Here is a 23,763-nt window from a genome sequence, read left to right as displayed (position 1 = left end):
CGCTTGTGTCCGGCGAACAGGGGCAGTATCCTCCGGGGTCCCCCGCGTTGTTTTTCCACACCTCTTGCTGGAGCGCCCCTATGAGCCAGGCGACTTCGGGAACCTCGTTCCCCATCTTCCCCGTGTCTGACGCTGCCGCTGCTGCGACCTCCGCCGTGGCCACCCGCCAGGAAATCCAGGCCGCCGCCGAAGTCGGCCTGTACGCCAATGCCGAGCACGACGCCTGCGGCGTGGGCTTTGTCGCCCACATCAAGGGCCAGAAGGCGCACAGCATCGTGCGCCAGGGCCTGCAGATCCTGGAAAACATCGACCACCGCGGTGCCGTCGGTGCCGACCCGCTGATGGGTGACGGTGCCGGCCTGCTGATCCAGATCCCCGACGAGTTCTACCGCGCCGAGATGGCCAAGCAGGGCGTCGAGCTGCCCCCGCCCGGCGAGTACGGCGTCGGCATGATCTTCCTGCCCAAGGAAAGCGCTTCCCGCCAGGCTTGCGAGCAAGAGCTCGAGCGCGCCATCAAGGCCGAAGGCCAGGTGCTGCTGGGCTGGCGTGACGTCCCCGTGGACCGCGACATGCCCATGTCGCCGCTGGTCCGTGAGAAGGAACCCGTCATCCGCCAGGTCTTCATCGGCCGTGGCCACGACATCTTGGTGCCCGATGCCCTGGAGCGCAAGCTCTTCGTCATCCGCAAGACGGCGTCCAGCAAGATCCAGAGCCTGAATCTGACCCACGGTTCCGAGTACTACGTGCCCAGCATGTCGTGCCGCACCATCATCTACAAGGGCCTGCTGCTGGCCGACCAGGTCGGCAAGTACTACCTGGACCTGGCCGACGAGCGCGTCACCTCGGCCCTGGCCCTGGTGCACCAGCGCTTCTCGACCAACACCTTCCCCGAGTGGCCGCTGGCCCACCCGTACCGCATGGTCGCCCACAACGGTGAAATCAACACCGTCAAGGGCAACTTCAACTGGATGCGCGCCCGCGAAGGCGTGATGAAGTCGCCCGTGCTGGGCGAAGACCTGGCCAAGCTGTACCCGATCAGCCTGGACGGCCAGTCCGATACCGCCACGTTCGACAACGCGCTCGAACTGCTGACGATGGCCGGCTACCCCCTGGCCCACGCCGCCATGATGATGATCCCGGAAGCCTGGGAGCAGCACGCCACCATGGACGAGCGCCGCCGCGCCTTCTACGAATACCACGCCGCCATGATGGAGCCGTGGGACGGCCCCGCCGCCATGGTGTTCACCGACGGTCGCCAGATCGGCGCCACCCTCGACCGCAACGGCCTGCGCCCCGCTCGTTTCATCATCACCGATGACGACCTGATCGTGCTGGCCTCGGAGTCCGGCGTGCTGCCCATCCCCGAGAACAAGATCGTCAAGAAGTGGCGCCTGCAGCCCGGCAAGATGCTGCTGATCGACTTCGAGCAAGGCCGCATCATCGACGACGAAGAGCTCAAGGCCCAGTACGCCTCGGCCAAGCCCTACCGTCAGTGGATCGAGAACGTCCGCATCAAGCTGGACGGCATCGATGGCCAGGGCGTCGCTGGCGAGTTCGGTGAGTCGCTGCTGGACCGCCAGCAAGCTTTCGGCTTCACCCAGGAAGACATCAAGTTCCTGATGGCCCCGATGGCCACCAACGGCGAAGAAGCCACCGGCTCCATGGGCAACGACTCGCCCCTGGCCGTGCTCTCCGACAAGAACAAGCCGCTGTACAACTACTTCAAGCAGCTGTTCGCCCAGGTCACGAACCCGCCCATCGACCCGATCCGCGAAGCCGTGGTGATGTCGCTGGTGTCCTTCATCGGCCCCAAGCCGAACCTGCTGGACATCAACGCCGTGAACCCGCCGATGCGCCTGGAAGTCAGCCAGCCCGTGCTGGACTTCAGCGACATGGCCCGCCTGCGCAACATCGAGAAGCACACCGGCGGCAAGTTCAAGCCCTACGAGGTGGACATCACCTACCCCGCGCAGTGGGGCCATGAGGGCGTCGAAGCCCGCCTGGCATCGCTGTGCGCGGAAGCCGTGGAAGCGATCCAGTCCGGTCACAACATCCTGATCATTTCCGATCGCAAGATGGACCGCGCCCACATCGCCATCCCCGCGCTGCTGGCCCTGTCGGCCATCCACCACCACCTGGTCCGCAAGGGCCTGCGCACCTCGGCCGGCCTGGTCGTGGAGACCGGCACCGCCCGCGAAGTGCACCACTTTGCCGTGCTGGCCGGTTATGGCGCCGAAGCCGTCCACCCCTACCTGGCGATGGAAACCCTGGCCCAGATGGCCAAGGACCTGCCGGGCGATCTGTCCGCCGACAAGGCCATCTACAACTACATCAAGGCGATCGGCAAGGGCCTGTCCAAGATCATGTCGAAGATGGGCGTGTCCACCTACATGTCCTACTGCGGCGCCCAGCTGTTCGAGGCCATCGGCCTGAACAAGCCGCTGATCGACAAGTACTTCCGTGGCACCCCGACGCAGGTCGGTGGCATCGGCGTGTTCGAAGTGGCCGAGGAAGCCATCCGCAACCACACCGCAGCCTTCGGCGACGACCCCGTGCTGGCCTCCATGCTGGAAACCGGCGGCGAGTACGCCTGGCGCGCCCGTGGCGAAGAGCACATGTGGACGCCGGACGCCATCGCCAAGCTGCAGCACGCCACGCGCTCGGGCAAGTTCGACACCTACAAGGAATACGCCCAGCTGATCAACGACCAGTCGCGCCGTCACCTGACGCTGCGCGGCCTGTTCGAGTTCAAGATCGACCCGGCCAAGGCCATCCCCGTCGAGGAAGTCGAACCGGCGGCCGAGATCGTCAAGCGTTTCGCCACCGGCGCCATGTCGCTGGGTTCCATCTCCACGGAAGCCCACTCGACCCTGGCCCTGGCCATGAACCGCATCGGCGGCAAGTCGAACACCGGCGAAGGCGGCGAAGACGAGAACCGTTATCGCAACGAGCTCAAGGGCATCGCCATCAAGGCCGGCACCAAGGTGTCCGACGTGATCGGCGCCTCGCGCATCGAAGCCGATTACGAGATGCAGGAAGGCGACAGCCTGCGCTCGAAGATCAAGCAGGTGGCGTCCGGCCGCTTTGGCGTGACGACCGAGTACCTGGTGTCGGCCGACCAGATCCAGATCAAGATGGCCCAGGGCGCCAAGCCCGGTGAAGGCGGTCAGCTGCCGGGCGGCAAGGTCTCCGAGTACATCGGCAAGCTGCGTCACTCCGTGCCGGGTGTGGGCCTGATCTCGCCCCCGCCGCACCACGACATCTACTCGATCGAAGACCTGGCCCAGCTGATCCACGACCTGAAGAACGTCAACCCCAAGGCCGACGTGTCGGTCAAGCTGGTGTCGGAAGTCGGCGTGGGCACGGTGGCGGCCGGTGTGGCCAAGGCCAAGGCCGACCACATCGTGATCGCCGGCCACGACGGTGGCACGGGCGCTTCGCCCTGGTCGTCCATCAAGCACTGCGGCACGCCGTGGGAGCTTGGCCTGGCCGAAACCCAGCAGACCCTGGTGCTGAACCGCCTGCGCGGCCGCGTGCGCGTGCAGACCGACGGTCAGATGAAGACCGGCCGTGACGTCGTCATCGGCGCGCTGCTGGGTGCCGACGAGTTCGGCTTCGCCACTGCACCGCTGGTGGTCGAAGGCTGCATCATGATGCGCAAGTGCCACCTCAACACCTGCCCGGTGGGCGTGGCCACGCAGGACCCGGTGCTGCGCAAGAAGTTCAACGGCAAGCCCGAGCACGTCGTGAACTACTTCTTCTTCGTCGCCGAAGAAGCGCGTCAGATCATGGCCCAGCTGGGCGTGCGCAAGTTCGACGACCTGATCGGCCGTGCCGACTTGCTGGACACCAAGAAGGGCGTCGCTCACTGGAAGGCCAAGGGCCTGGACTTCGGTCGCGTCTTCGCGCTGCCCCCGGTGCCTGCCGATGTGCCCCGTCTGCACACCAGCACGCAAGACCACGGTCTGGACAAGGCCCTGGACCTGCGCTTGATCGAGAAGGCCCAGCCCGCCATCCAGCGTGGCGAGAAGGTCCAGTTCATGGAGCAGGCCCGCAACGTCAACCGCACCGTCGGCGCCATGCTGTCGGGCGAGCTGATCAAGCACCACCCTGACGGCCTGCCCGACCAGACCGTGTACATCCAGATGGAAGGCACGGGCGGCCAGTCCTTCGGCGCTTTCCTGGCCAAGGGCATCACGCTGTACCTGATCGGTGAAGCCAACGACTACACCGGCAAGGGCCTGAGCGGCGGCCGCGTGGTGGTGCGTCCGAGCATCGACTTCCGCGGCTCGTCCACCGACAACATCATCGTCGGCAACACCGTGCTGTACGGTGCCACCGAGGGTGAGGCCTTCTTCCGCGGTGTGGGCGGCGAGCGCTTCGGCGTGCGCCTGTCTGGCGCCACGGCGGTGGTCGAGGGCACAGGCGACCACGGTTGCGAGTACATGACCGGCGGCACCGTCGTCGTGCTGGGTCGCACCGGTCGCAACTTCGCTGCCGGCATGTCGGGTGGTCTGGCTTACGTCTTCGACGAAGACGGTCAGTTCGCCAAGCGCGTCAACACCGCCCAGGTCACCCTGGAGAAGGTCCTGACCGCCGCCGAGCAGGCAGATGCTGGCATCCCGATGCACAAGGGCCAAGCCGACGAAGCGTTGCTGAAGAAGCTGGTCGAAGACCACCACCGCTGGACCGGCTCGCTGCGTGCCCGCGAGATCCTCGACAACTGGTCGACCTCCGTCACCAAGTTCGTCAAGGTCTTCCCGCACGAATACCGCCGCGCCCTCACCGAGATGGGCGCCAAGTCCGAAGCTGCCACGACCATCGCGAAGGCGAAGGGCAGCGACAAGGGCGATGACGGCAAGGCAAAGTCTGGCAAGGCCAAGGCCTGAGCCACACACCAGGAGTGAATTGAAATGGGAAAAGTCACTGGCTTTCTGGAATTTGAGCGCCTCGAAGAGGGCTATGAGCCCGTCGAGAAGCGCGTCAAGAACTACAAGGAATTCGTCATCGGCCTGAGCGCCGAAGAGGCGAAGGTCCAAGGCGCGCGCTGCATGGACTGCGGCACACCGTTTTGCAACAACGGCTGCCCGGTCAACAACATCATCCCGGACTTCAACGACCTGGTCTTCCAGGGCGACTGGAAGAACGCTGTTCAAGTGCTGCACAGCACGAACAACTTCCCCGACTTCACCGGCCGCGTCTGCCCGGCGCCCTGTGAAGCGGCTTGCGTGCTCAACATCAACAACGACGCCGTGGGCATCAAGTCGATCGAACATTCGATCATCGACCGCGCCTGGGCCGAAGGTTGGGTCCAGCCGCAACCGGCCAAGGTCAAGACGGGCAAAAAGGTCGCCATCGTGGGATCCGGCCCCGCCGGCATGGCCGCGGCCCAGCAGCTGGCCCGCGTCGGCCACGACGTGACCGTGTTCGAGAAGAACGACACCATCGGTGGCCTGCTGCGCTTCGGCATCCCCGACTTCAAGTTCGACAAGTCGCACATCGACCGCCGTGTCCAGCAAATGGAAGCCGAAGGCGTGGTCTTCAAGACCAACACCATCGTCGGTGAGCTGCCCAAGTCCGGTGCGGCCGCCAAGGTCACCAACTGGGCCCAGACCACGGTCACGCCCGAGCAGCTGCAAAAGGACTTCGACGCCGTCATCCTGACCGGTGGCTCCGAGCAGTCGCGTGACTTGCCCGTGCCCGGCCGCGACCTGGCGGGCATCCACTTCGCCATGGAATTCCTGCCCCAGCAGAACCGTGTGAACGCCGGTGGCAAGGTCAAGGAGCAGATCCGCGCCGATGGCAAGCACGTCATCGTCATCGGCGGTGGCGACACCGGCTCCGACTGCGTCGGCACCTCGAACCGCCATGGCGCCAAGAGCGTGGTGCAGTTCGAAGTGATGCCTCAGCCGCCCGAAGAGGAGAACAAGGAGCTGACCTGGCCCTACTGGCCGATCAAGCTGCGCACCTCGTCCAGTCACGAAGAGGGTTGCGAGCGCGAATTCGCCATCGCCACCAAGGAGTTCATCGGCGAGGCTGGCAAGGTCACGGGCGTCAAGACCGTGCGCGTCGAGTTCAAGAACGGCAAGTTCGAAGAGGTCGCGGGCTCCGAGCAGACGCTCAAGGCCGACCTGGTGCTGCTGGCCATGGGCTTCACCAACCCGGTGGACACCCTCCTGCAGGGCTTCGGCGTCGAGAAGGACGCCCGAGGCAACGCCAAGGCCGGCACCGATGCCGACACGGGTTACAAGACCAATGTCGCCAAGGTGTTCGCCGCCGGTGACGTGCGCCGTGGCCAGTCCCTGGTGGTGTGGGCCATCCGCGAAGGCCGTCAGGCTGCCCGCGAGGTCGATGCCTTCCTGATGGGTGCCAGCACCTTGCCGCGCTGAGTCAATCCCCGAACCCTTCGTCTGTTGCGTCCACCCCGCGGTGGGGCGGCAGGTGATCGGTGAATCCCCTATGATCAAGGAGCCGGTGCTGTCACCGGCTCTTTTTTCATGGCCATGTCACCTTCTGTCCCCGTGCCGCTCGACGCCTCTGGCGATGCCAGTCGCCCCTTCATCGAACTCCGTTCGGTGACCTGCGGCTATGGCCAGCGCGTCATCCTGGAAGACATCAGCCTGAGCGTGCCGCGCGGCAAGGTCGTGGCCCTGATGGGCACCTCGGGCGGCGGCAAGACCACGGTGCTGCGCCTCATCGGTCGCCAGATCCTGCCCATGACGGGCCAGGTGCTGATCGACGGCCAGGACATCGCCGCGCTCGATGCCGAGGGGCTGATGGCCATGCGCCGGCGCATGGGCATGCTCTTCCAGCAAGGCGCGCTGTTCACCGACCTGACCGTGTTCGAAAACGTGGCTTTCCCGCTGCGCGAGCACACCAAGTTGCCCGAAGCCATCCTGCGCGACCTGGTGCTCATGAAGCTCAACGCCGTGGGCTTGCGCGGTGCGCGCGACCTCCTGCCCAGCCAGGTGTCGGGCGGCATGGCGCGTCGCGTGGCGCTGGCGCGTGCCATGGCGCTGGACCCCGAACTCATGCTCTACGACGAGCCCTTCGCCGGCCTGGACCCCATCTCCATGGGCGTGGCCGCGCGGCTCATCCGCGAGCTCAACGACACCATGGGCCTGACCACCGTCCTCGTCTCCCACGATGTGCACGAGACCTTCGTCATCGCCGACCACGTCGTGCTGCTGGCCAATGGCCGCATCGTGGCCCAGGGCACGCCGGCCGAGATGAGCGCCAGCGACGACCCCTTGGTCAAGCAGTTCGTGCACGCCGAGCCCGATGGCCCGGTGCGCTTCCACCATCCGGCCGTGGACGCCGGACACGATTTCGGAGTGCGCGGATGATGCAGTGGCTCAACCCCGCCAACGTCGGCCTGGCCGTGCGCAGCAAGCTGGCCGACCTGGGCTACGCCGCGCGCTTGTTCCTGCGCTTGCTGGGCCTGCTCGGCACGACCCTGCGCCGACCTCACCTGCTGACCGAGCAGATCTTCTTTCTGGGCAACTACTCGCTGGCCATCATCATGGTGTCCGGCCTGTTCGTGGGCTTCGTGCTGGGGCTGCAGGGCTACTACATCCTGCAGCGCTATGGCTCCAGCGAAGCCCTGGGCCTGATGGTTGCGCTGTCCCTGGTGCGTGAACTGGGGCCGGTGGTGGCCGCGTTGCTGTTTGCCGGGCGCGCCGGCACGGCCCTGACCGCGGGCATCGGCCTGATGAAGGCAGGCGAGCAACTTGCTGCCATGGAAATGATGGGCGTGGACCCGGTGGCCCGCGTGCTGGCGCCGCGCTTCTGGGGAGGCGTGATCGCCATGCCTTTGCTGGCCGCGGTGTTTTCTGCGGTGGGCATCATGGGCGGCTGGCTGGTCGGCGTGGTGATGATCGGGGTGGACCCGGGCGCCTTCTGGTCGCAGATGCAGGGCGGGGTGGAGGTCTTTGCCGACGTGGGCAACGGCATCCTCAAAAGCCTGGTGTTCGGCCTGACCGTCACCTTCGTGGCGCTGCTGCAAGGCCACGAGTGCCAGCCCACGCCCGAGGGCGTCTCGCTGGCCACCACCCGCACCGTCGTGATGGCCTCGCTGGCCGTGCTCGGCCTGGATTTCGTGCTGACGGCCATGATGTTCTCGATCTGAACCTGGCCAACTGGAAAGAACAACGATGCAAAAATGGAAACATGACGTCTGGGTGGGCTTGTTCGTGCTCTTGGGCGCCGCCGCCATCCTGTTCCTGGCGCTGAAGGCCGGCAACCTGCTGACCCTCAATTTCGACCAGGGCTACACCGTGGTGGCCCGCTTCGACAACATCGGCGGCTTGAAGTCCAAGGCTGCCGTGCGCAGCGCCGGCGTGGTCGTGGGCCGCGTGGGCAACATCACCTTCGACACCAAGGGCTACCAGGCCCAGGTTGAGCTCAAGCTCAACAAGGACGTGGTCTTCCCGAAAGACACCTCGGCCAAGATCCTGACCTCCGGTCTGCTGGGCGAGCAGTACATCGGCTTGGAGCCAGGCTATGGCGAGACCAGCCTGGCCCAGGGCGACACCATCAAGTCCACGCAATCGGCCATCGTGCTCGAAAACCTGATCTCGCAGTTCCTCTTCAGCAAGGCGGCAGACGACACTGGCGCCAAGGGGGCCAGCAAATGAAGTCTGTCGCTTCAACATCGCACCTGCGCCGCGCGGCCACGCTGGGGGCTGCGGTGCTGCTCGCGGCCACCTTGCAGGGCTGTGCGACGCGCCAGAACCCAGACCCGATCGAGTCCTGGAACCGCCAGGTGTTCGCCTTCAACGAGGCGCTGGACGCCAACGTGCTGCGTCCGGTGGCCACGGGCTACAACCAGGTCACGCCCGAGCCGGTGCGCACCAGCGTGCGCAACGTGTTCAACAACGTCCGAGACGTCTGGTCCACCGTCAACCTGTTCCTGCAGGGCCGCTTCCGCGATGGCACGGTCTCGGTGATGCGCGTCGCCATCAACACGACCCTGGGCCTGGGTGGCCTGGTGGACTGGGCCACGCCCATGCGCCTGGACCGTCCGAACGAAGACTTCGGGCAGACCCTGGGTGTCTGGGGCGTCAAGCCGGGCGCCTACATCGTCTGGCCGGTGCTGGGCCCCTCGACGCTGCGTGACTCGGTCAGCATCCCCGGCGATCTTTACTTCTCTGCGTCCACTTTCGGTGACACCGATGGCGCCACCTTCGGTCTGGCCGGCCTGCAGTTGATCAGCGTGCGCGCCGGCTTGCTCGGCGCCACCGGCCTGCTGGACGATGTGGCCCTGGACAAATACGCCTTCACCCGCGATGCCTACCTGCAGCGCCGCCAGAACCTGATCTACGAAGGCAACCCCCCGGAAGACGACGAGCCTTTGGAAGACCCCGAGGACCCCGAGGGCGACGTGCCTGCGGCCGAAGCTGCATCGGCCAGCGCCGATGGTGCAGCTTCGGCTCCGGCTCCGGCTCCGGCTCCGGCACCAGCACCAGCACCAGCACCCTCCGCGCCCGCCCAGCCCTGAGCCGGGCAGGGGCCGTGCCGGGGCTGTAGATGGGTCGTGTGCGGCACCGCAGCAAACTTGCGGTGGCCGAGGCATACTGTGGCCTAGATCACTGCCCAGGCAAGGGTTTGTCGTCCTGACGACCACCTCGCGCGTTGAGCGACAGAAGGCCGTGACACTCAAGGAGCTCTCCATGCACAATTTCCGCCACGTTTTGCAGCAATCCCTGCTGGCCAGCGCCCTCACCCTGGGCGCGGCCCTGCCCTTGACCGCGCTGTCGGCCCAGACTGCTGCCGCTGCCGATGCCACCACGGCCTTGGCACCTGACGCCTTCATCAAGTCCATCACCGACGAGGTGTTTGCCACCGTCAAGTCCGACAAGGCCATCCAGCAGGGCGACTTGCGCAAGGTCCAGGCCATGGTGGACAGCAAGATCATGCCCAACGTCAACCTGCAGCGCATGACGGCCACCGCCGTGGGCCGCAGCTGGCGCCAGGCCACGCCCGAGCAGCAAAAGCGCCTGCAGGAAGAGTTCAAGATCTTGCTGGTCTATACCTACGCGGGTGCCGCCGCCCAGATCAAGGACCAGACCATCGAGTACAAGCCCATGCGCAGCCGTCCGGAAGACTCGGAAGTGGTTGTGCGCACGCTGGTGCGCAACAAGGGCGACACCATCCAGCTGGACTACCGACTGGAGAAGGTCGAAGGCGGCTGGAAGATCTACGACGTCAACGTGCTGGGCGCCTGGCTGGTGCAGACCTACCAGAGCAGCTTCGCGCAGGAAGTCACCGCTTCGGGCGTGGATGGCCTGATCGGCAAGCTGGTCGAGCGCAACAAGCAGCTCGCTGCCAAGAAGGTGGCTGGCTGATGCTGTTGCTGCCTTCGGTCATCACGCACGCGGAGGTGCCGCATGTGCTCAGCCTGTTCACGCAGACGCTGAGCCAGGCGGCCGCGGCCGGGGGCTCGGAGGCCGCCATGCTGACGGTCGATGGTTCGGACCTGCGCCAGTTCGACTCCAGCGCGCTGGCGGTGCTGCTGGAGTGCCAGCGCATGGCGCGTGCCAAGGGCCGTGCGTTTTCGGTGCGCTCGCTGCCCCCGAAGCTCACCGAGCTGGCCCGCCTGTACGGCGTGGACGGCCTGCTGCAGTCAGCCTGACCTGAGAAAACCTCAGGCCTCTTCCGCCCAGGCCACGCCATCGCGCGCCACCAGGGCGCTGGCCGCGGCCGGGCCCCAGGTGCCTGCCGCATAGGGGCGAGGGCCTGACGGGTCGTCCCGCCAGGCTTGCAGGATGGGCTCCACCCAGCGCCAGGCCTGCTCTTGCTCGTCTGAGCGCACGAAGAGGTTGAGCCTGCCCGCGAGCGCGTCAAGCAGCATGCGCTCGTAGGCGCCCACGCGCTCGCTGGCGAAGGCTTTGTGGAAATCCAGGTCCAGCGACACGGGGGTCAGTGACTCCTGCACCGCGCCCGCGCCCGCCGCGTTCAAGCCGCCTTGTGCGGCCATCAGGCGCAACTCCAGGCCGTCTTCCGGCTGCAGGCGGATCACCAACTGGTTGGGCTGCTGTGCGCCGGGGAAGATGGTGTGCGGTGTCGGGCGGAAGCTCACGACGATCTCGGCCTGGTACTGGCCCATGCGCTTGCCGGTGCGCAGGTAAAAGGGCACACCCGCCCAGCGCCAGTTCTGCACCTCGCAGCGCAGGGCCACGAAGGTCTCGGTCTGGCTGCCTGCGGGCACCTTGTCTTCTTCGAGGTAGCCCTTGACGGCGCCTCCCTGCACGGTGCCAGCACGGTATTGGCCGCGCACCACGTCGCGCGCCACCGAGGCCGCATCGAAGGGCTTGAGCGAGCGCAGCACCTTGAGCTTTTCGTCGCGGATGGCGTCGGCATCGGCACTCGACGGCGGCTCCATGGCGATCATGGTGAGCAGTTGCAGCGCGTGGTTCTGCACCATGTCGCGCAGGGCGCCGGTGCGGTCGTAGAAGTCGCCGCGCGTGCCCACGCCCAGGCATTCGGCCAGGGTGATCTGGATGTTGGCGATGCTTTCGCGGCGCCACAGCGGCTCGAACAAGGCGTTGCCGAAACGCAGCGCCATGAGGTTCTGCACCGAGGGCTTGCCGAGGTAGTGGTCGATGCGCAGCGCCTGGCGTTCGCTGAACACGGCGCCCACCGCGCGGTTGATGGCCTGTGCGCTGGCCAGGTCGTGGCCCAGCGGTTTTTCCAGCACCACGCGCACGCGTTCGCCATTGAGCCCGCTGGCGCCCAGCTGCTCGCAAATCATCGGGAAGAGGTGGGGGCTGGTGGCCAGGTACATGACCACGGTGTCGGCGGGCGCGCCGCCTGCCCGGGTGTTCAGCCAGTCGCTCAGGCGGGTGTAGTCGGCGGGCTGGGAGAGGTCCATGCGCAGGTAGTGCACGCGTTGCGCGAACTGGGCGTATTCCTCGTCGCTGGGGCGCTTGGCACTTTCGGCGGCCTGCAGGCGTTCGTGCAGCCAGGCGCGGTAGCTGTCGTCGGTCTGATCGTCGCGGGCCACGGCCAGGATGCGACCGTCGGCCGGCAGTTTGCCGTGGCGCCAGGCCTGGAAGAGGGCAGGCATGAGCTTGCGCCAGGTGAGGTCGCCGGTGCCGCCAAAGAGAACGAGGTCGAAGGACATTCCACCACTGTGTCATCGTTTTGGCTTCAAAATCGCAGGATCAAACCGCTTTTTCCAGACATGACGTCCCAACTCGCGCAGCTCAAGGCCCACACCACCGTGGTGGCCGACACCGGTGACTTCCGCCTGATGGCCCAGTTCGCCCCGCAAGATGCCACGACCAACCCGTCGCTCATCCTCAAGGCGGTGCAAAAGCCCGAGTACGCGCCCCTGCTGGCCGACACCGTGGCGGCCCACCGCGGTGTGGCGCACGCCGACATCGTGGACGAGGTGCTGGTGCGCTTCGGACTGGAAATCTTGAAGGTCGTGCCGGGGCGGGTCTCCACCGAGGTGGACGCCCGCCTGAGCTTCGACACCGCCGCCACGCTGGCGCGGGCTCGCCACATCATGGGCCTGTACGAGGCCGCGGGTGTGCCGCGTTCGCGCGTGCTCATCAAGGTGGCGGCCACCTGGGAGGGCATCCAGGCCGCCCGCGTGCTGGAGGCCGAGGGCATCCACACCAACCTGACGCTGCTGTTCGCCTTTGCCCAGGCGCGTGCCTGTGCCGATGCCGGCGTGCAGCTCATTTCGCCCTTCGTGGGCCGCATCTACGACTGGCACAAGAAGTCGGCCGGCGCCCAGTGGGACGAGGCCGCGCGTGCCGGTGAGAACGACCCCGGCGTGCAGTCGGTGGCGCGCATCTGGCGTTATTACAAGCAGCACGGCGTGCGCACCGAGGTCATGGGCGCGAGCTTCCGCAACGTCGGCCAGATCACCGCCCTGGCCGGGTGCGATCTGCTGACCATCAGCCCCGAGTTGCTGGCGCAACTGCAGGCGTCCGAGGCCGACTTGCCCCGCCTGCTGACGCCGCCGAGCGCGGTGGAGGCGCCCGAAGCGCCGCTGAGCGAAGCCGACTTCCGCTACCAGCTCAACGAAGACGCCATGGCCACCGAGAAGCTGGCCGAGGGCATCCGCCTGTTCGCCGCCGATGCGGCCAAGCTGGACGCGCTGATCGACGCCTTGCTGGCAGGGCACTCGACTGCGCCGACCTCGGCATGAACCGCCACGAGCCCACGAGCGGCCGCTGGCCGCGCTGTGACCGCACGGTGGCCTGGTCGGCATTGCAAGGCCATGCCGAAGCGCATGGCCACGCGCTGGACCTGCGCCAGCTGTTCACCGACGACCCCGACCGCGCGCAGCGCCTGAGCCTGCAGGCGCCCGAGGTGTGGGCCGATTTGTCGCGCGCGCACTGGGACGTGGCCACGCGCCGCCACCTGCTCGACCTCGCCCGCGAGTGTGGCCTGGAGGCCCGCCGTGACGCCTTGCTGCGCGGTGACATCGCCAACGTCACGGAAGGCCGTGCGGCGCTGCACACCGCCTTGCGCGCACCCAAGGGGGCAGTGCCGTTCGGGGCTCACATGGGCGAACAGGTCCACGCCGAGCTCGACCGCATGCTGGCGTTCGCCGAGGGCATCCGTGCGCGGGCCGGTGGCGACCAGCCCGGCGACATCCACGACATCGTCCACATCGGCATCGGCGGCTCGGACCTCGGCCCGCAGATGGTGGTGGCCGCGCTCGCTGCCTGGGTGCACCCCCGGCTGCGCGTGCATTTCGTCTCCAACGTCGATGGGCAGGACATCGCCGCGCTGCTGCCCCGTCTGAAGGCGCAGCACACGCTGTTCGTCGTCGCGTCCAAAACCTTCACCACGCAGGAAACCCTGGCCAATGCCCGCACGGCACGCCAATGGTTCACCGAGCAGGGCGGCACGGACATCGCCCGGCACTTCGTGGGCACGACCACCCAGGTGACAACGGCCGCGGCCTTTGGCGTGACCACCACCTTCGGTTTCTGGGACTGGGTGGGCGGGCGTTTCTCGATGTGGTCGTCCATCGGCTTGCCGATCGCGCTGGCCGTGGGGGCCGATGCCTTCCGCGAGCTGCTGGCCGGTGCCCACGCCATGGACCGGCACTTTGCCGATGCGCCGCTCGACGCCAACCTGCCGATGCTGCTGGGCCTGCTGGACGTGTGGCAGCGCAACTTCATGGGCTACCGCAGCCGCTGCGTCGTGCCTTACAGCCAGAACCTGCACCGCCTGCCGGCCTACCTGCAGCAGCTCGTCATGGAGAGCAATGGCAAAGGCGTGGACGTGGACGGCCAGCCGCTGCCCTATGCCACCAGCGACGTCGTCTGGGGCGAGCCAGGCACCAACGGCCAGCACGCTTTTTTCCAGATGCTGCACCAGGGCAGCGACGTGGTGCCGGTGGAGTTCATCCTCGTGCGCCAACCCAGCCACCGCGACGCCGAGGTGTTTTCGCCGGCCTTGCGCGCTTCGCTGGTGCAGCAGCACCAGGTCCTGTTGGCCAACGCCCTGGCCCAAGCCCAGGCGCTGATGCACGGCAAGACCTTCGAGCAGGCGCTGTCCGAGGCGGCACCGACGGCCTCGCCCGTGGTGCCCTGCGAGGTCATCGCCCGCCACCGCACCTTCCCTGGCAACCGCCCGAGCCTGACGCTGCTGCTCGATCGCCTCACGCCGAGCGCCCTGGGTGCCCTGGTCGCGCTGCACGAGCACCGCACCTTCGTGAGCGGCGCCGTGTGGGGCATCAACAGCTTCGACCAGTGGGGCGTGGAACTGGGCAAGGCCCTGTGCCAGGACCTGCTGCCGCGCCTGGACAGCGGCGACGTGTCGGGCCTGGACGCCGCGACGGCTCAGCTCATCACGCGTCTTCGGTGAGGGCCTTGCGCATTTTCTTCATGGCGGCGGCCTCGATCTGGCGGATGCGTTCGGCGCTGACGCCATAGACCGCTGCCAGGTCGTGCAGCGTCATGCCGCCCGAGCCATCGTCGTTGACCTTCAGCCAGCGCTCTTCGACGATGCGGCGGCTGCGCTCGTCCAGGCTTTCCAGGGCGTGCTGGATGCCGTCGCTGGCCAGCCAGTCGCGGTGGTGCGCCTCGATCATGCGCGTGGGCTCGTGGTGGTCGTCGGCGAGGTAGGCCGCGGGCGCCATCGGGGCGTCGTGGTCGTCGTCGGCTTGCGCTTCCAGGGCCACGTCGCCGCCGGCCATGCGCGTTTCCATCTCGATGACGTCTTCCGGGCGCACGTTCAACTCGGTGGCCACGCGGTGGATGTCGGCCTCCGACAGGCCGGCGCGACCCAGGTGGGCTTCATGGGCCTCGGCGGCTTCACCCTTGTACTGGTGCTTGAGCGAGCGCAGGTTGAAGAAGAGCTTGCGCTGGGCCTTGGTGGTGGCCACCTTGACCATGCGCCAGTTCTTGAGGATGTACTCGTGGATCTCGGCCTTGATCCAGTGCATGGCGTAGCTCACCAGGCGCACACCCTGATCGGGGTCGAAGCGCTTGACGGCTTTCATCAGCCCGACGTTGCCTTCCTGGATCAGGTCGCCTTGCGGCAGGCCGTAGCCCATGTACTGGCGCGAGATGGACACCACCAGGCGCAGGTGGGACATCACCAGGCGCGAGGCGGCCTGCAGGTCGTTCTGGTCGCGCAGCTGGCGGGCGAGGTTTTGCTCCTCGGCGGCTTCCAGCAGGGGAATGGCCTGCACCGAGCGGATGTACGCGTCCAGGTTGCCCAGCGAGGGCACCACGGTCCACGGATCGCGGGGGATGACGGCGTTCAAGGTGTTCATCAAGGGGCTCCTTCAGGGGTCCTTCCGATGCATATTAGCACTCCTGTTCAGAGAGTGCTAAGGCGAAAAAGTTCCCCTTTCCGAGGGCGGTTTTTCTCGGAGCAACGGCCTGTCTGCCGGATGCCGGTCGTCAGGAGAACGCGTGGACCGCTGCGGGCGCCGCGCCGACCCACAGCTGTGCCAGGGCTTGGTCTTCATGGGGCAGAAGTCCCACGTCCAGCCAGGTGGTGATGCGCTGGATGGCGCGCAGGCGGAACTGGATTTCCTGGTTGGCCACGTGCAGTTCGGTGAACTCTTGCCCGAGCAACTCCCGCGGGGCCCACACGCCCAGCTCGTGGCCGGCCTGCGTCAGCTGCGTGAGCAGCATGGCGGCCTGGCGGGCGTTGTCTTGCACGCGGCCCGGTGCGCTGGCGTCGGCCAGGCGCTCTGCCGCAAGCGTGCAGCCTGCGATGTGGGCGGCCAGTTGCTGGCTGCGCTCCCAGGTTGCGCTGGCATCGACCGCGGCGCTGTTGGGCATGTGGCCGCGCATGCGACGGGCCACCTGGCTGGTGAAAGAGATCGCGACCGCGTCGAACTCGCCAGGGATCAAACGCAAGGCCAGGCTGCCGTGCTCCCAGGCGTTGTCGTGGCCACCGTCCAGCACGCCGGCCAGGGTGTCCATGGCGCTGAGGCGGCAGCCCAGCCACGACAGGTGGCGCGCGCGCAGCGGGTAGCCCATGCCATTGCCACGCTCATGGTGCTCGCCCACCGCGCGGGACAGCGCCACGGGGTGGTCGGTCAAGCGCGTCAGCAGCATTTCGCCAATGCGCGGGTGGATCACCACGTGGCGGAAGCCGGCCGGCGTGAGCGCGTGCTCGGGCGCCAGCAGCGCGGGGTCAACGTACAGGTCACCGACGTCGTGCACCAGACCGGCCAGCATGGCCATGCGCAGTTCATAGCGGTCGCTGCCCGCGTGGAGGTACACGGCCCCGGCCAGTGCCATGGTGACGATGGCGTGCTCAAAGGCTTCCGTGCGGCTGTTGCGCAGGGCCGTGAGCAGCAACTGCACCACCGGGTGCAGGGGCAATCGGGCCACTTCGGCGACCAGTTCGTCCGCCCAGGGGCTCAGGGCATGCGACAAGGCCCCGGATGGATCGAACAGGCGGCGCGTGGCGGTGACCAGGTCGGTGCTGTTGACGCCGTCGGGCGCCCTCAGGCAGGCCTCCAGCGGCTGGCGCAGTTTGCGGTCCAGCAGGCGTTGCTGCAACTCATGGGACACCGGTTGGTTGCGGGCCCAGAGCTTGACGCCGCGGTCGTCGCAGATGTCCTCGCTGGCGATGATCGGGCAGGCATCGCTGGCCTGCAAAAAAGACGAGAGCGCGTGCGGGTTCGCCGCGCCGAGGTGGGGGAGCGCCTGGTGCATCTGGCAAGCTGCTTTTCAGCCCATTGCTGGGCCATGGCACGAAGGTTCCCTGAGCAGGTGCCGGATTTCCCTGACACCGATTCTTGCCGGTTCGGCGACCCCTTTCCGCGCTCGTGCCAGACGCGGTGGTGTCGTCGTCGGTCAATATTTGTGACTTACCATGCAAACCGCATGCCAATGCCAGCACGCTCCCGCTTGACGCCGGCTTGAGGTGATTTCGCCTCGCCCAAATGGACGAATTCGTCCATTTCGAAGGGTGTCATGGGTCAATTTGGGTAATATGCACGTTCCCATGCCGTCGGCGCCTTGGATGTTGCGCCAGCCCACCCCCATGCCCCACACCCATCAGGGTCTGCCTTTGACCGAACCCCAGGTGGTGGGGCGTGCGCCCGCCTTCCTGCACCTGCTGCGTCTGCTGGACAGGGTGGCCCCGACCGATCGCGCGGTGCTGATCTCCGGCCCGACGGGTGCGGGCAAGGAGGTGCTGGCGCAGCGCTTGCACCGGCGGGGCCGCCACCCCGAGGCGCCTTTCCTGGACATCAACTGTGGCGCCTTGCCGGAGCACCTGGTCGAGGCCGAGCTGTTCGGCCATGCCAAGGGTGCTTTCACGGGCGCGGTGGCGGCCCATGCGGGGCACTTCGAGCGGGTCGGGCAGGGCACGCTGTTCCTCGACGAGATTGGCGAGTTGCCGCTGAACCTGCAGCCCAAGCTGCTGCGCGTGCTGGAGACGCGCTCTTTCCGCCCGCTGGGCTCGACCGAGGTCAAGCATTTCCGCGGCCGGGTGGTGGCAGCGTCTCACCGCGACCTGAGCGCGCTGGTCCGCGAGGGGCGCTTCCGCGAGGACCTGTACTACCGCCTGGCCGTGTTCGTGCTGGAGGTGCCCGGCCTGGACCAGCGCCGCGACGACATCCCCGAGCTGGTCAGGCACTTCGCAGCGCTGCAGCCACGCGCGCTCACGTTCAGCGAGTCCGCACTGGCGCGCTTGCAAGGCCATGTCTGGCCGGGCCACATCCGCCAGTTGCGCAGCATGGTGGACCGCCTGGCGGTGCTGTCGGAGCACAGCCACATCACGCCAGAAGTGCTGGCGCACCACATGGACGACCCGCAGGCTGCTGCGCCGGTGGACGCCCAGGCCTTGGCCGACGCGTTGCTGAGCCTGGCCTGTGGGGACAAACTGGCCTGCGCCGAGCAGCTGCTGATCGACCGTGCGATGGCGCGCAGCAACGGCAACAAATCGGCGGCAGCGCGCTTGCTGGGCGTCAGCCGCAAGGCCGTGGAGCGGCGCATCGCGGCGCAAGGCGATCGCAGCCGCAGCGCCCAGGAGTGCCTGGACGAGGCGCAAGCGCACATCCAGGCGTCCGCCTTCCGCGAGGCCGTGCCCCTGCTGCGCCAGGGTCTGGCGCAGGTGTGCCTGCCGGCCGCCACGCCCGAATCCCAGCGCCTGGCCTATGACCTCTACCGTTTGCTGGGCGTCAGCCTGCGCAGCCTGGAGGGGTGGTTGAGCGCCGAGGCCCTGCAGGCTTACGAGGCGGCCTTCCAGGCCGGCGATGGCGTGGTGGAAGACGCCGAGATGGGCTCCTTGCTGTTCGGCATCTGGACCGCCCAGCTCATGGCCATGGACCTGGGCAAGGCCCGCGGCACGGTGCAGGAGATGCTGCAACGCGCCCAGGGCAGTGGCGATCCCGACCTGGTGGCCGAGGCCCATGTGGCCATGGCCAACACCCTGTTCTGGCTGGGCGACAGCGCCGAGGCCCTGGCCTGCTTGCAGCGGGGTGGCCTGGTGCCTGTGGGTGAGCAGGAGCGTTGCCGCACGCAAGGCTTTGACCTCATCGGGCTGGCGCTGAATTTCGAAGGGCTGGCGGCTTTCCACACCGGTGATTTCACCCGTGCGCAGGCCGTGCGAGAGCGCCTGACCCGCCGCGCGCATGAGACGGTCGCCCATCCCTTCAACCAGGCCATCGCGCTGCAGGGCGCGGCTTGGCTGGCTTGCCTGTTCGAAGACCAGGCGGCCTTGTTGCCCCTGGCCGAAGCGCTCGAAGCCCTGTCGCAACAGCATGGCTTTTTGTTCTACCTGGGCGTGGGGCAGGTGCTGCGCGGTGCGGCGTTGACGGCGCAGGGGCGGCCTGCCGAGGCCGAACTGGCCATCCGCGATGGCTATGAGGCCCACATGCTGCGCCATGGCGGCAAGCTGTTCTATTCCTTCCAGGCCTGGAAGCTGGGCGAGCTGCTGCTGAGCGCGGGCCGTGCCGAGGAGGCCAACCAGCTCATCGGCCAGGCCATGGACGTGGCGCTGGACCTGCAGGACCGCGCCTACCTGGGCGAGTTGCTCGATGTGCAAGGCCGTGCCTGTCGCGCCATGGGCGACCTGGACGGGGCCGAAGAGGCCTTCCGCAGTGCCATGTCCACGGCGCTGGCTTTGGGCTGTGTGCCGGCCCGTTTGCGTGCCGCGACCGACTTGGCCTTGTTGATGCAAGAAGCGGGTCGCCTGCGCCAGGCGCGCGAGCTGCTCGACAAGACCTTGCGGGGGCTGGACCCGCAAGCCCCCTTCGTGGGCGTGCGCCGGGCGGTGGCGCTTCGGGCGATGCTGGACGTTTGAGCGGACGGCCTGTGCAGGGCCAGGCAGGGCCGGGCTTTCAGGCGCCGTCCGCGGCCATCAATTCAGCGCCTTGAACAACAGGCTGGCGGCCACGGCCAGCGTCAGCCAGGCAAAGCCTTGTTTGAGCCGTGCGGCCGGCAGCTGCAGCGCCAGGCGTTGTCCTGCCAGCAAGGCCAGCATGGCACCCAACGCAAAGGGCAGGGCCAGCGCCCAGTCCAGCGCACCGTGCCACGCGGCCGAGGCCACGCCACTCAGCGAGACCAGCGCGATCACGGCCAGCGAGGTGGCCTGCACCTGGCGCAGGCCGAGGTCGGTGCGGTGGTTGAGGGCGGGCACGATGACGAAGCCACCACCCACGCCGATCAGGCCGCTGAGCAAGCCGGACACCGCGCCGGTGGTGGCCAGGGCACGGGCGCAAGGGGTGGTCCAGTCCAGCCGGCCATCGGCCTTGACCAGGCAAGGCGGTGGCTGTCCAGAGGGGGCGTCGGCCGAGGCGCCCTGGTCACCCTGGGGTGCCTGCAGCGAGCGCCAGCCCACCCAGGCCATGACGGCGGCGAACACCAGCAGCAAAGGCTGGGCCGGCAGGCGCTGGGCCAGCGCCACGCCCAGCGGCGCGAACAGCATGCCGGTGACGCCGATGAGCGCCGCCGCGCGGTAGCGCACCACGCCCTGGCGCAGGCCCACCGCCGCGCCCATGGCCGAGGCCAGGCCCACGGCGGCCAGGCCGATGGGGGCGGCCGTCTGCAAGGGCAGGTGCAGCACCCACACCAGCAGCGGGATGGCCAGGATGCCGCCACCCGCGCCGGTCAGGGCGAGGATGAGACCGACGATGGCGCCCAGGCCCGCGCCCAGGCCCGCGTCCAGCAGTGACACCACCATGCCGGTACCGCCCTCGCTCAGCGCGTCTTGCAGGTGGACAGGCCGAAGGGCAGGTAGGCCGGGCACCAGCCGGACAAGCCCGTGGCCAGGGGCACCAGGCCCAGCCAGCCCCACACGCCGACCACGCCGGTGGCAGCCAGGGCCACCAGGGTCAGGCCAGCGCCGATGCGCACCACGCGGTCGATGCCGCCCACATTGCTTTTGATCATCTTGAACTCCTTGAGGAGGGTTGGGGAAACATCAGGGATGGGGCAAGGCCTGGCCGCACATGCGGCTGTGCAGGACCTGCAGGATGGCCGCCGCGTCTTCGCTGACCAGCCGGTAATAGATGTTCTTGCCCTGGCGGCGGGTGTCCACCAGGCCTTCCTGTCGCAGCACGCTCAGCTGCTGCGACAGCGTGGGTTGGCGGATGCCCAGGTCGTTTTCCAGCTCGCTCACGCAGAACTCGCCCTGCGTGAGGCGGCACAGCAGCACCAGGCGGTCGGCATTGGCCAGCACGCGCAACAGGGCGCAGGCGCGCTCGGCCGACGCCTGCAGGGCGGCGATGTCGGCGGCCGAGGGCGGTGCGTGCAACACGGTGGGGGTGTTGGTGGAGGGGTCTGTCACTTGCATGTAAAACATTATGTTGACAAATATATTGTTTGTCAATAAAGTTTCTGAACGCCCTCCACTTCAGACGAAGCTGCCGCCCCGCCATGACCACTGCCCAGCCCCACGTTGTCTCGCTCTTCCATGCCGACACCAGCACCTTCACCCACGTGGTCTGCGACCGCGAGGGTGGGCGCGGTGCCATCGTCGATCCGGTGCGCGATTTCGACCCTGCCAGCGGCCGCATCTCACACACGGCGGCCGAAGAGGTGGTGGCCGTGGTGCAGCAGTTGGGCCTGACCATCGACTGGATCCTGGAGACCCACGCCCATGCCGACCACCTCTCTGCCGCGCCCTACCTGAAGGCCAGGCTGGGCGGGCGCATCGCCATCGGACGGGCCATCGGCGAGGTGCAGGCCATCTTCGAGCCGCGCTTCCACCCGGGCCAGCCCCTGCCCGCGCACGGCCCTGAGGGCGATGGCTTCGACCACCTCTTCGACGACGGCGAGACCTTCGCCATCGGTGACCTGCTGGCCACCGCCTGGCACGTGCCCGGCCACACCCCGGCCGACATGGCCTTCGTGGTGGGCGATGCTGTCTTTGTGGGCGACACCCTGTTCCCGCCCGACGTCGGCACGGCGCGGTGCGACTTCCCCGGCGGCGACGCCCGTGCGCTCTACCACTCGGTGCAGCGCCTGCTGGCCCTGCCCGACGACACCCGCCTGTTCATGTGCCACGACTACCCGCTCACCGAGCGAGCGCCGATGGCCATGTGCACCGTGGCCGACGAGCGCCGCCACAACGTCCACATCCACGATGGCATCGGCGAGTCGGAATTCGTGGCGCTGCGACAGGCGCGCGATGCGACCCTGGCCGTGCCCCGCCTCATCCTGCCGTCCATCCAGGTCAACATCCGCGCGGGCCAGTTGCCCGAACCCGATGCCAACGGCACGCGCTACCTGCGCTGGCCGCTGGCCCTGGCTTGACCTGATCTGCCTTTCCACCCTCTCTCTGGAGCCCCCATGAGCGACGCCACAGCTGCAAGCACCCACACCAACACCACCGTCACCGTGCAGCTGCATCAGCAGCAGGACTACCAGTTCCGCATCGCCTTCGGTGGGGATGTGCCCGACGTGCTGGGCGATGAGCCCGCGCCGCTGGGGCAGGGCCAGGGGCCGTCACCGGTGCAACTGCTGGCCGCGGCCGTGGGCAACTGCCTGTCGGACTCGCTGCTGTTCGCCCTGCGCAAATTCAAGCAGGCGCCCGAACCCATCGCTTGCGAGGTGCACGCCGAGGTCGGGCGCAATGCCGAGGGCCGTGTGCGCGTGCTGGGCATGCAGGCCGTGCTGACGCTGGGGGTGCCTGCCGCGTCGCTCGAACACCTCGACCGCGTGCTGGCGACCTTCGAGGGCTACTGCACCGTCACGCAAAGCGTGCGCCAGGGCATCCCGGTGCAGGTCACCGTGCGCGATGCCGATGGGCGTTGGCTGACGCCCACCGCGGCCTGAGCCGACGCGCTCAGCGTGGCCCGCCGCGGCTGGGGAACACGGGCTCGCGCTCGCTGCCACCCGATGTGCCGCTGGCAGGTGTTGCCGCACGCGTGGGCAAGGGCTGGCGGCGCGTGATGTCGTGGCGGGGGCTGTCGTTGCGGGTGCCGTCCTGGCGCACGCCGGTGCCGCGCTGCACCGCCGCACCGGGCACGACGGGTTGGCCGAACTGGATGCCTGTGAAGACGATGGCGGGGAAGTCGATCAGGCTGCCCTGGCCGTCGCGGCGCAGCGCCTGGTCGTCGTGCACGTCGCGCAGGCTGTCGCCAGGCAACCAGCCTTGCAGGCCGTGCGGGATGCGGACCTGGCACCAACGGTAGCGCGGGTCGCAACCGATGATGCGCACGAAGGTGCTGGGCGGCAGTTCGGTGACGAGGGTCCAGTCCGTGCCTGGACCCAGGCGCAACTCCGTGGCCGATTGCGTGTAGGCCTGGGCGCCAGCCAGCGGGCTGACGGCGACCAGTGCGAGCGCGGTCAGCAGGGCAGAAGGGGCGAAGCGAGCCATGGTGGGTCCGTGTCGTGTGGGGACAAGCCCTCATCTTATCGACCTGCCGGGTGGCCTGCGTTACGCTGTGTGCATGGGTGTGTTTTGCCGCAATGTCATCTGTTGTTTCGCGCTGCTGGTCGTTTCGGCGACCGGCTCGGCGCGTGCCGAATCGCTGCGCTGCAATGGCGAGATCGTCTCGGAGGGCGACAGCCGCCTGAGTGTGCTGCGCCGCTGCGGACAGCCCGCCCTCAAAGACAGCCAGTGCGCGCCGGTGTACGTGGCCGGTCGCCTGCAGCCCTTGCCAGACCACATCGCTGCCCGGGTGGCCCCGTGCGTCCCCATCGAAGACTGGCTCTACGAGCGCGGCCCGGGTTTCCTCCCCGCCACGGTGCGTTTGCGCGCCGGCGTGGTGCAAACCATCTTGTATGGCCAGGAAAGGCCGTGATTCATCGGTCAAACGGGTGAATCAAGCGATGGCCCATGGGCCGTTCGGCGCTACATTGCCGACAGGAGGTG

At 67.7% G+C, this 23,763-nt stretch carries 21 protein-coding genes; 14 read left to right on the top strand and 7 right to left on the bottom strand.

Features of this window, described 5'->3' with window-relative positions; translation table 11 throughout:
* Positions 1–80: 80 nt before the first annotated feature.
* The 8 genes from EV672_RS05350 to EV672_RS05315 all read left to right on the top strand — a co-directional run bounded on the left by EV672_RS05350 (position 81) and on the right by EV672_RS05315 (position 10,633).
* Positions 81–4,889 carry a glutamate synthase-related protein gene (locus EV672_RS05350; RefSeq protein ID WP_133607003.1) on the top strand — a complete coding sequence of 1,603 codons (4,809 nt, stop codon included), beginning with the start codon at positions 81–83 and terminating at the stop codon, positions 4,887–4,889.
* Between the two features lie 24 nt (positions 4,890–4,913).
* Complete coding sequence (locus EV672_RS05345; RefSeq protein WP_133607001.1) at positions 4,914–6,389, top strand: glutamate synthase subunit beta; 1,476 nt, start codon at positions 4,914–4,916, stop codon at positions 6,387–6,389.
* Between the two features lie 114 nt (positions 6,390–6,503).
* Positions 6,504–7,346, top strand: a complete 843-nt coding sequence (locus EV672_RS05340) for an ABC transporter ATP-binding protein (protein ID WP_133606999.1) — start codon at positions 6,504–6,506, stop codon at positions 7,344–7,346.
* Complete coding sequence (mlaE, locus tag EV672_RS05335; protein ID WP_133607371.1) at positions 7,346–8,128, top strand: lipid asymmetry maintenance ABC transporter permease subunit MlaE; 783 nt, start codon at positions 7,346–7,348, stop codon at positions 8,126–8,128. Before EV672_RS05340 ends, mlaE begins: the two co-directional genes overlap by 1 nt.
* 25 nt (positions 8,129–8,153) lie before the next feature.
* A complete protein-coding gene (gene mlaD, locus EV672_RS05330; protein WP_133606997.1) occupies positions 8,154–8,636 on the top strand; it encodes an outer membrane lipid asymmetry maintenance protein MlaD in 483 nt (160 codons plus the stop codon).
* Positions 8,633–9,499 (top strand): MlaA family lipoprotein, encoded by an 867-nt coding sequence (locus EV672_RS05325; protein ID WP_133606996.1) that lies wholly within the window; start codon positions 8,633–8,635, stop codon positions 9,497–9,499. Before mlaD ends, EV672_RS05325 begins: the two co-directional genes overlap by 4 nt.
* 172 nt (positions 9,500–9,671) lie before the next feature.
* Positions 9,672–10,346 (top strand): MlaC/ttg2D family ABC transporter substrate-binding protein, encoded by a 675-nt coding sequence (locus tag EV672_RS05320; protein ID WP_133606994.1) that lies wholly within the window; start codon positions 9,672–9,674, stop codon positions 10,344–10,346.
* On the top strand, positions 10,346–10,633 hold the full coding sequence (locus EV672_RS05315; protein WP_133606992.1) for an STAS domain-containing protein: 288 nt from the start codon (positions 10,346–10,348) through the stop codon (positions 10,631–10,633). Before EV672_RS05320 ends, EV672_RS05315 begins: the two co-directional genes overlap by 1 nt.
* 12 nt (positions 10,634–10,645) lie before the next feature.
* On the opposite strand, the gene zwf is transcribed toward EV672_RS05315, so the two are convergent.
* Positions 10,646–12,124 (bottom strand): glucose-6-phosphate dehydrogenase, encoded by a 1,479-nt coding sequence (gene zwf / locus EV672_RS05310; RefSeq protein WP_133606990.1) that lies wholly within the window; start codon positions 12,122–12,124, stop codon positions 10,646–10,648.
* Between the two features lie 60 nt (positions 12,125–12,184).
* On the opposite strand from zwf, the gene tal reads away from it, so the two are divergent.
* Positions 12,185–13,162: a transaldolase gene (gene tal, locus EV672_RS05305; RefSeq protein ID WP_133606988.1), complete on the top strand. Its 978-nt coding sequence runs from the start codon at positions 12,185–12,187 to the stop codon at positions 13,160–13,162.
* Entirely contained in the window at positions 13,159–14,835 is a 1,677-nt protein-coding gene (gene pgi / locus EV672_RS05300; RefSeq protein ID WP_133606986.1) for a glucose-6-phosphate isomerase, read from the top strand. The genes tal and pgi overlap by 4 nt, the downstream gene beginning before the upstream one ends.
* Here the strand turns inward: pgi and rpoH are convergent.
* Positions 14,819–15,748, bottom strand: coding sequence for an RNA polymerase sigma factor RpoH (rpoH, locus tag EV672_RS05295; RefSeq protein ID WP_133606984.1), 930 nt, complete (start codon positions 15,746–15,748; stop codon positions 14,819–14,821). The genes pgi and rpoH overlap by 17 nt on opposite strands.
* Positions 15,749–15,878: 130 nt before the next feature.
* Complete coding sequence (locus EV672_RS05290) at positions 15,879–17,150, bottom strand: HD-GYP domain-containing protein (protein ID WP_133606982.1); 1,272 nt, start codon at positions 17,148–17,150, stop codon at positions 15,879–15,881.
* A gap of 331 nt (positions 17,151–17,481) precedes the next feature.
* Between EV672_RS05290 and EV672_RS05285 the strand changes: the two genes are divergently transcribed.
* Positions 17,482–19,746, top strand: coding sequence for a sigma-54-dependent transcriptional regulator (locus EV672_RS05285; protein WP_166643462.1), 2,265 nt, complete (start codon positions 17,482–17,484; stop codon positions 19,744–19,746).
* Between the two features lie 57 nt (positions 19,747–19,803).
* On the opposite strand, the gene EV672_RS05280 is transcribed toward EV672_RS05285, so the two are convergent.
* Genes EV672_RS05280 through EV672_RS05270 form a run of 3 tightly spaced genes read right to left on the bottom strand, consistent with a single transcriptional unit; the run spans position 19,804 to position 21,237 of the window.
* On the bottom strand, positions 19,804–20,619 hold the full coding sequence (locus EV672_RS05280; RefSeq protein ID WP_424923121.1) for a sulfite exporter TauE/SafE family protein: 816 nt from the start codon (positions 20,617–20,619) through the stop codon (positions 19,804–19,806).
* 23 nt (positions 20,620–20,642) lie between these two features.
* Entirely contained in the window at positions 20,643–20,831 is a 189-nt protein-coding gene (locus tag EV672_RS05275) for a YgaP family membrane protein (RefSeq protein WP_133607369.1), read from the bottom strand.
* A gap of 34 nt (positions 20,832–20,865) precedes the next feature.
* Positions 20,866–21,237: an ArsR/SmtB family transcription factor gene (locus EV672_RS05270; RefSeq protein WP_133606976.1), complete on the bottom strand. Its 372-nt coding sequence runs from the start codon at positions 21,235–21,237 to the stop codon at positions 20,866–20,868.
* Between the two features lie 83 nt (positions 21,238–21,320).
* On the opposite strand from EV672_RS05270, the gene EV672_RS05265 reads away from it, so the two are divergent.
* Entirely contained in the window at positions 21,321–22,199 is an 879-nt protein-coding gene (locus EV672_RS05265) for an MBL fold metallo-hydrolase (protein WP_133606974.1), read from the top strand.
* Between the two features lie 36 nt (positions 22,200–22,235).
* Entirely contained in the window at positions 22,236–22,721 is a 486-nt protein-coding gene (locus EV672_RS05260) for an OsmC family protein (protein WP_133606972.1), read from the top strand.
* Between the two features lie 10 nt (positions 22,722–22,731).
* Here EV672_RS05260 and EV672_RS05255 read toward each other — a convergent pair whose 3' ends face one another.
* On the bottom strand, positions 22,732–23,265 hold the full coding sequence (locus tag EV672_RS05255; protein WP_133606970.1) for an SH3 domain-containing protein: 534 nt from the start codon (positions 23,263–23,265) through the stop codon (positions 22,732–22,734).
* Between the two features lie 73 nt (positions 23,266–23,338).
* Between EV672_RS05255 and EV672_RS05250 the strand changes: the two genes are divergently transcribed.
* Complete coding sequence (locus EV672_RS05250; protein ID WP_166643461.1) at positions 23,339–23,692, top strand: DUF2845 domain-containing protein; 354 nt, start codon at positions 23,339–23,341, stop codon at positions 23,690–23,692.
* Positions 23,693–23,763: the final 71 nt, after the last annotated feature.

This window comes from Aquabacterium commune (assembly GCF_004362855.1).
Lineage (GTDB): Bacteria > Pseudomonadota > Gammaproteobacteria > Burkholderiales > Burkholderiaceae_C > Aquabacterium > Aquabacterium commune.
Note: the sequence above shows the minus strand (reverse complement) of the source record. Positions and strands in the feature narration are given on the sequence as shown.

Excerpts from the sequence above, each read along its gene's own strand:
- EV672_RS05350 (WP_133607003.1), top strand. The coding sequence starts at position 81 with ATGAGCCAGGCGACTTCGGGAACCTCGTTCCCCATCTTCCCCGTGTCT.
- EV672_RS05345 (WP_133607001.1), top strand. The coding sequence starts at position 4,914 with ATGGGAAAAGTCACTGGCTTTCTGGAATTTGAGCGCCTCGAAGAGGGC.
- EV672_RS05340 (WP_133606999.1), top strand. The coding sequence starts at position 6,504 with ATGTCACCTTCTGTCCCCGTGCCGCTCGACGCCTCTGGCGATGCCAGT.
- mlaE (WP_133607371.1), top strand. The coding sequence starts at position 7,346 with ATGCAGTGGCTCAACCCCGCCAACGTCGGCCTGGCCGTGCGCAGCAAG.
- mlaD (WP_133606997.1), top strand. The coding sequence starts at position 8,154 with ATGCAAAAATGGAAACATGACGTCTGGGTGGGCTTGTTCGTGCTCTTG.
- EV672_RS05325 (WP_133606996.1), top strand. The coding sequence starts at position 8,633 with ATGAAGTCTGTCGCTTCAACATCGCACCTGCGCCGCGCGGCCACGCTG.
- EV672_RS05320 (WP_133606994.1), top strand. The coding sequence starts at position 9,672 with ATGCACAATTTCCGCCACGTTTTGCAGCAATCCCTGCTGGCCAGCGCC.
- EV672_RS05315 (WP_133606992.1), top strand. The coding sequence starts at position 10,346 with ATGCTGTTGCTGCCTTCGGTCATCACGCACGCGGAGGTGCCGCATGTG.
- zwf (WP_133606990.1), bottom strand. The coding sequence starts at position 12,124 with ATGTCCTTCGACCTCGTTCTCTTTGGCGGCACCGGCGACCTCACCTGG.
- tal (WP_133606988.1), top strand. The coding sequence starts at position 12,185 with ATGACGTCCCAACTCGCGCAGCTCAAGGCCCACACCACCGTGGTGGCC.
- pgi (WP_133606986.1), top strand. The coding sequence starts at position 13,159 with ATGAACCGCCACGAGCCCACGAGCGGCCGCTGGCCGCGCTGTGACCGC.
- rpoH (WP_133606984.1), bottom strand. The coding sequence starts at position 15,748 with ATGAACACCTTGAACGCCGTCATCCCCCGCGATCCGTGGACCGTGGTG.
- EV672_RS05290 (WP_133606982.1), bottom strand. The coding sequence starts at position 17,150 with ATGCACCAGGCGCTCCCCCACCTCGGCGCGGCGAACCCGCACGCGCTC.
- EV672_RS05285 (WP_166643462.1), top strand. The coding sequence starts at position 17,482 with ATGCCCCACACCCATCAGGGTCTGCCTTTGACCGAACCCCAGGTGGTG.
- EV672_RS05270 (WP_133606976.1), bottom strand. The coding sequence starts at position 21,237 with ATGCAAGTGACAGACCCCTCCACCAACACCCCCACCGTGTTGCACGCA.
- EV672_RS05265 (WP_133606974.1), top strand. The coding sequence starts at position 21,321 with ATGACCACTGCCCAGCCCCACGTTGTCTCGCTCTTCCATGCCGACACC.
- EV672_RS05260 (WP_133606972.1), top strand. The coding sequence starts at position 22,236 with ATGAGCGACGCCACAGCTGCAAGCACCCACACCAACACCACCGTCACC.
- EV672_RS05255 (WP_133606970.1), bottom strand. The coding sequence starts at position 23,265 with ATGGCTCGCTTCGCCCCTTCTGCCCTGCTGACCGCGCTCGCACTGGTC.
- EV672_RS05250 (WP_166643461.1), top strand. The coding sequence starts at position 23,339 with ATGGGTGTGTTTTGCCGCAATGTCATCTGTTGTTTCGCGCTGCTGGTC.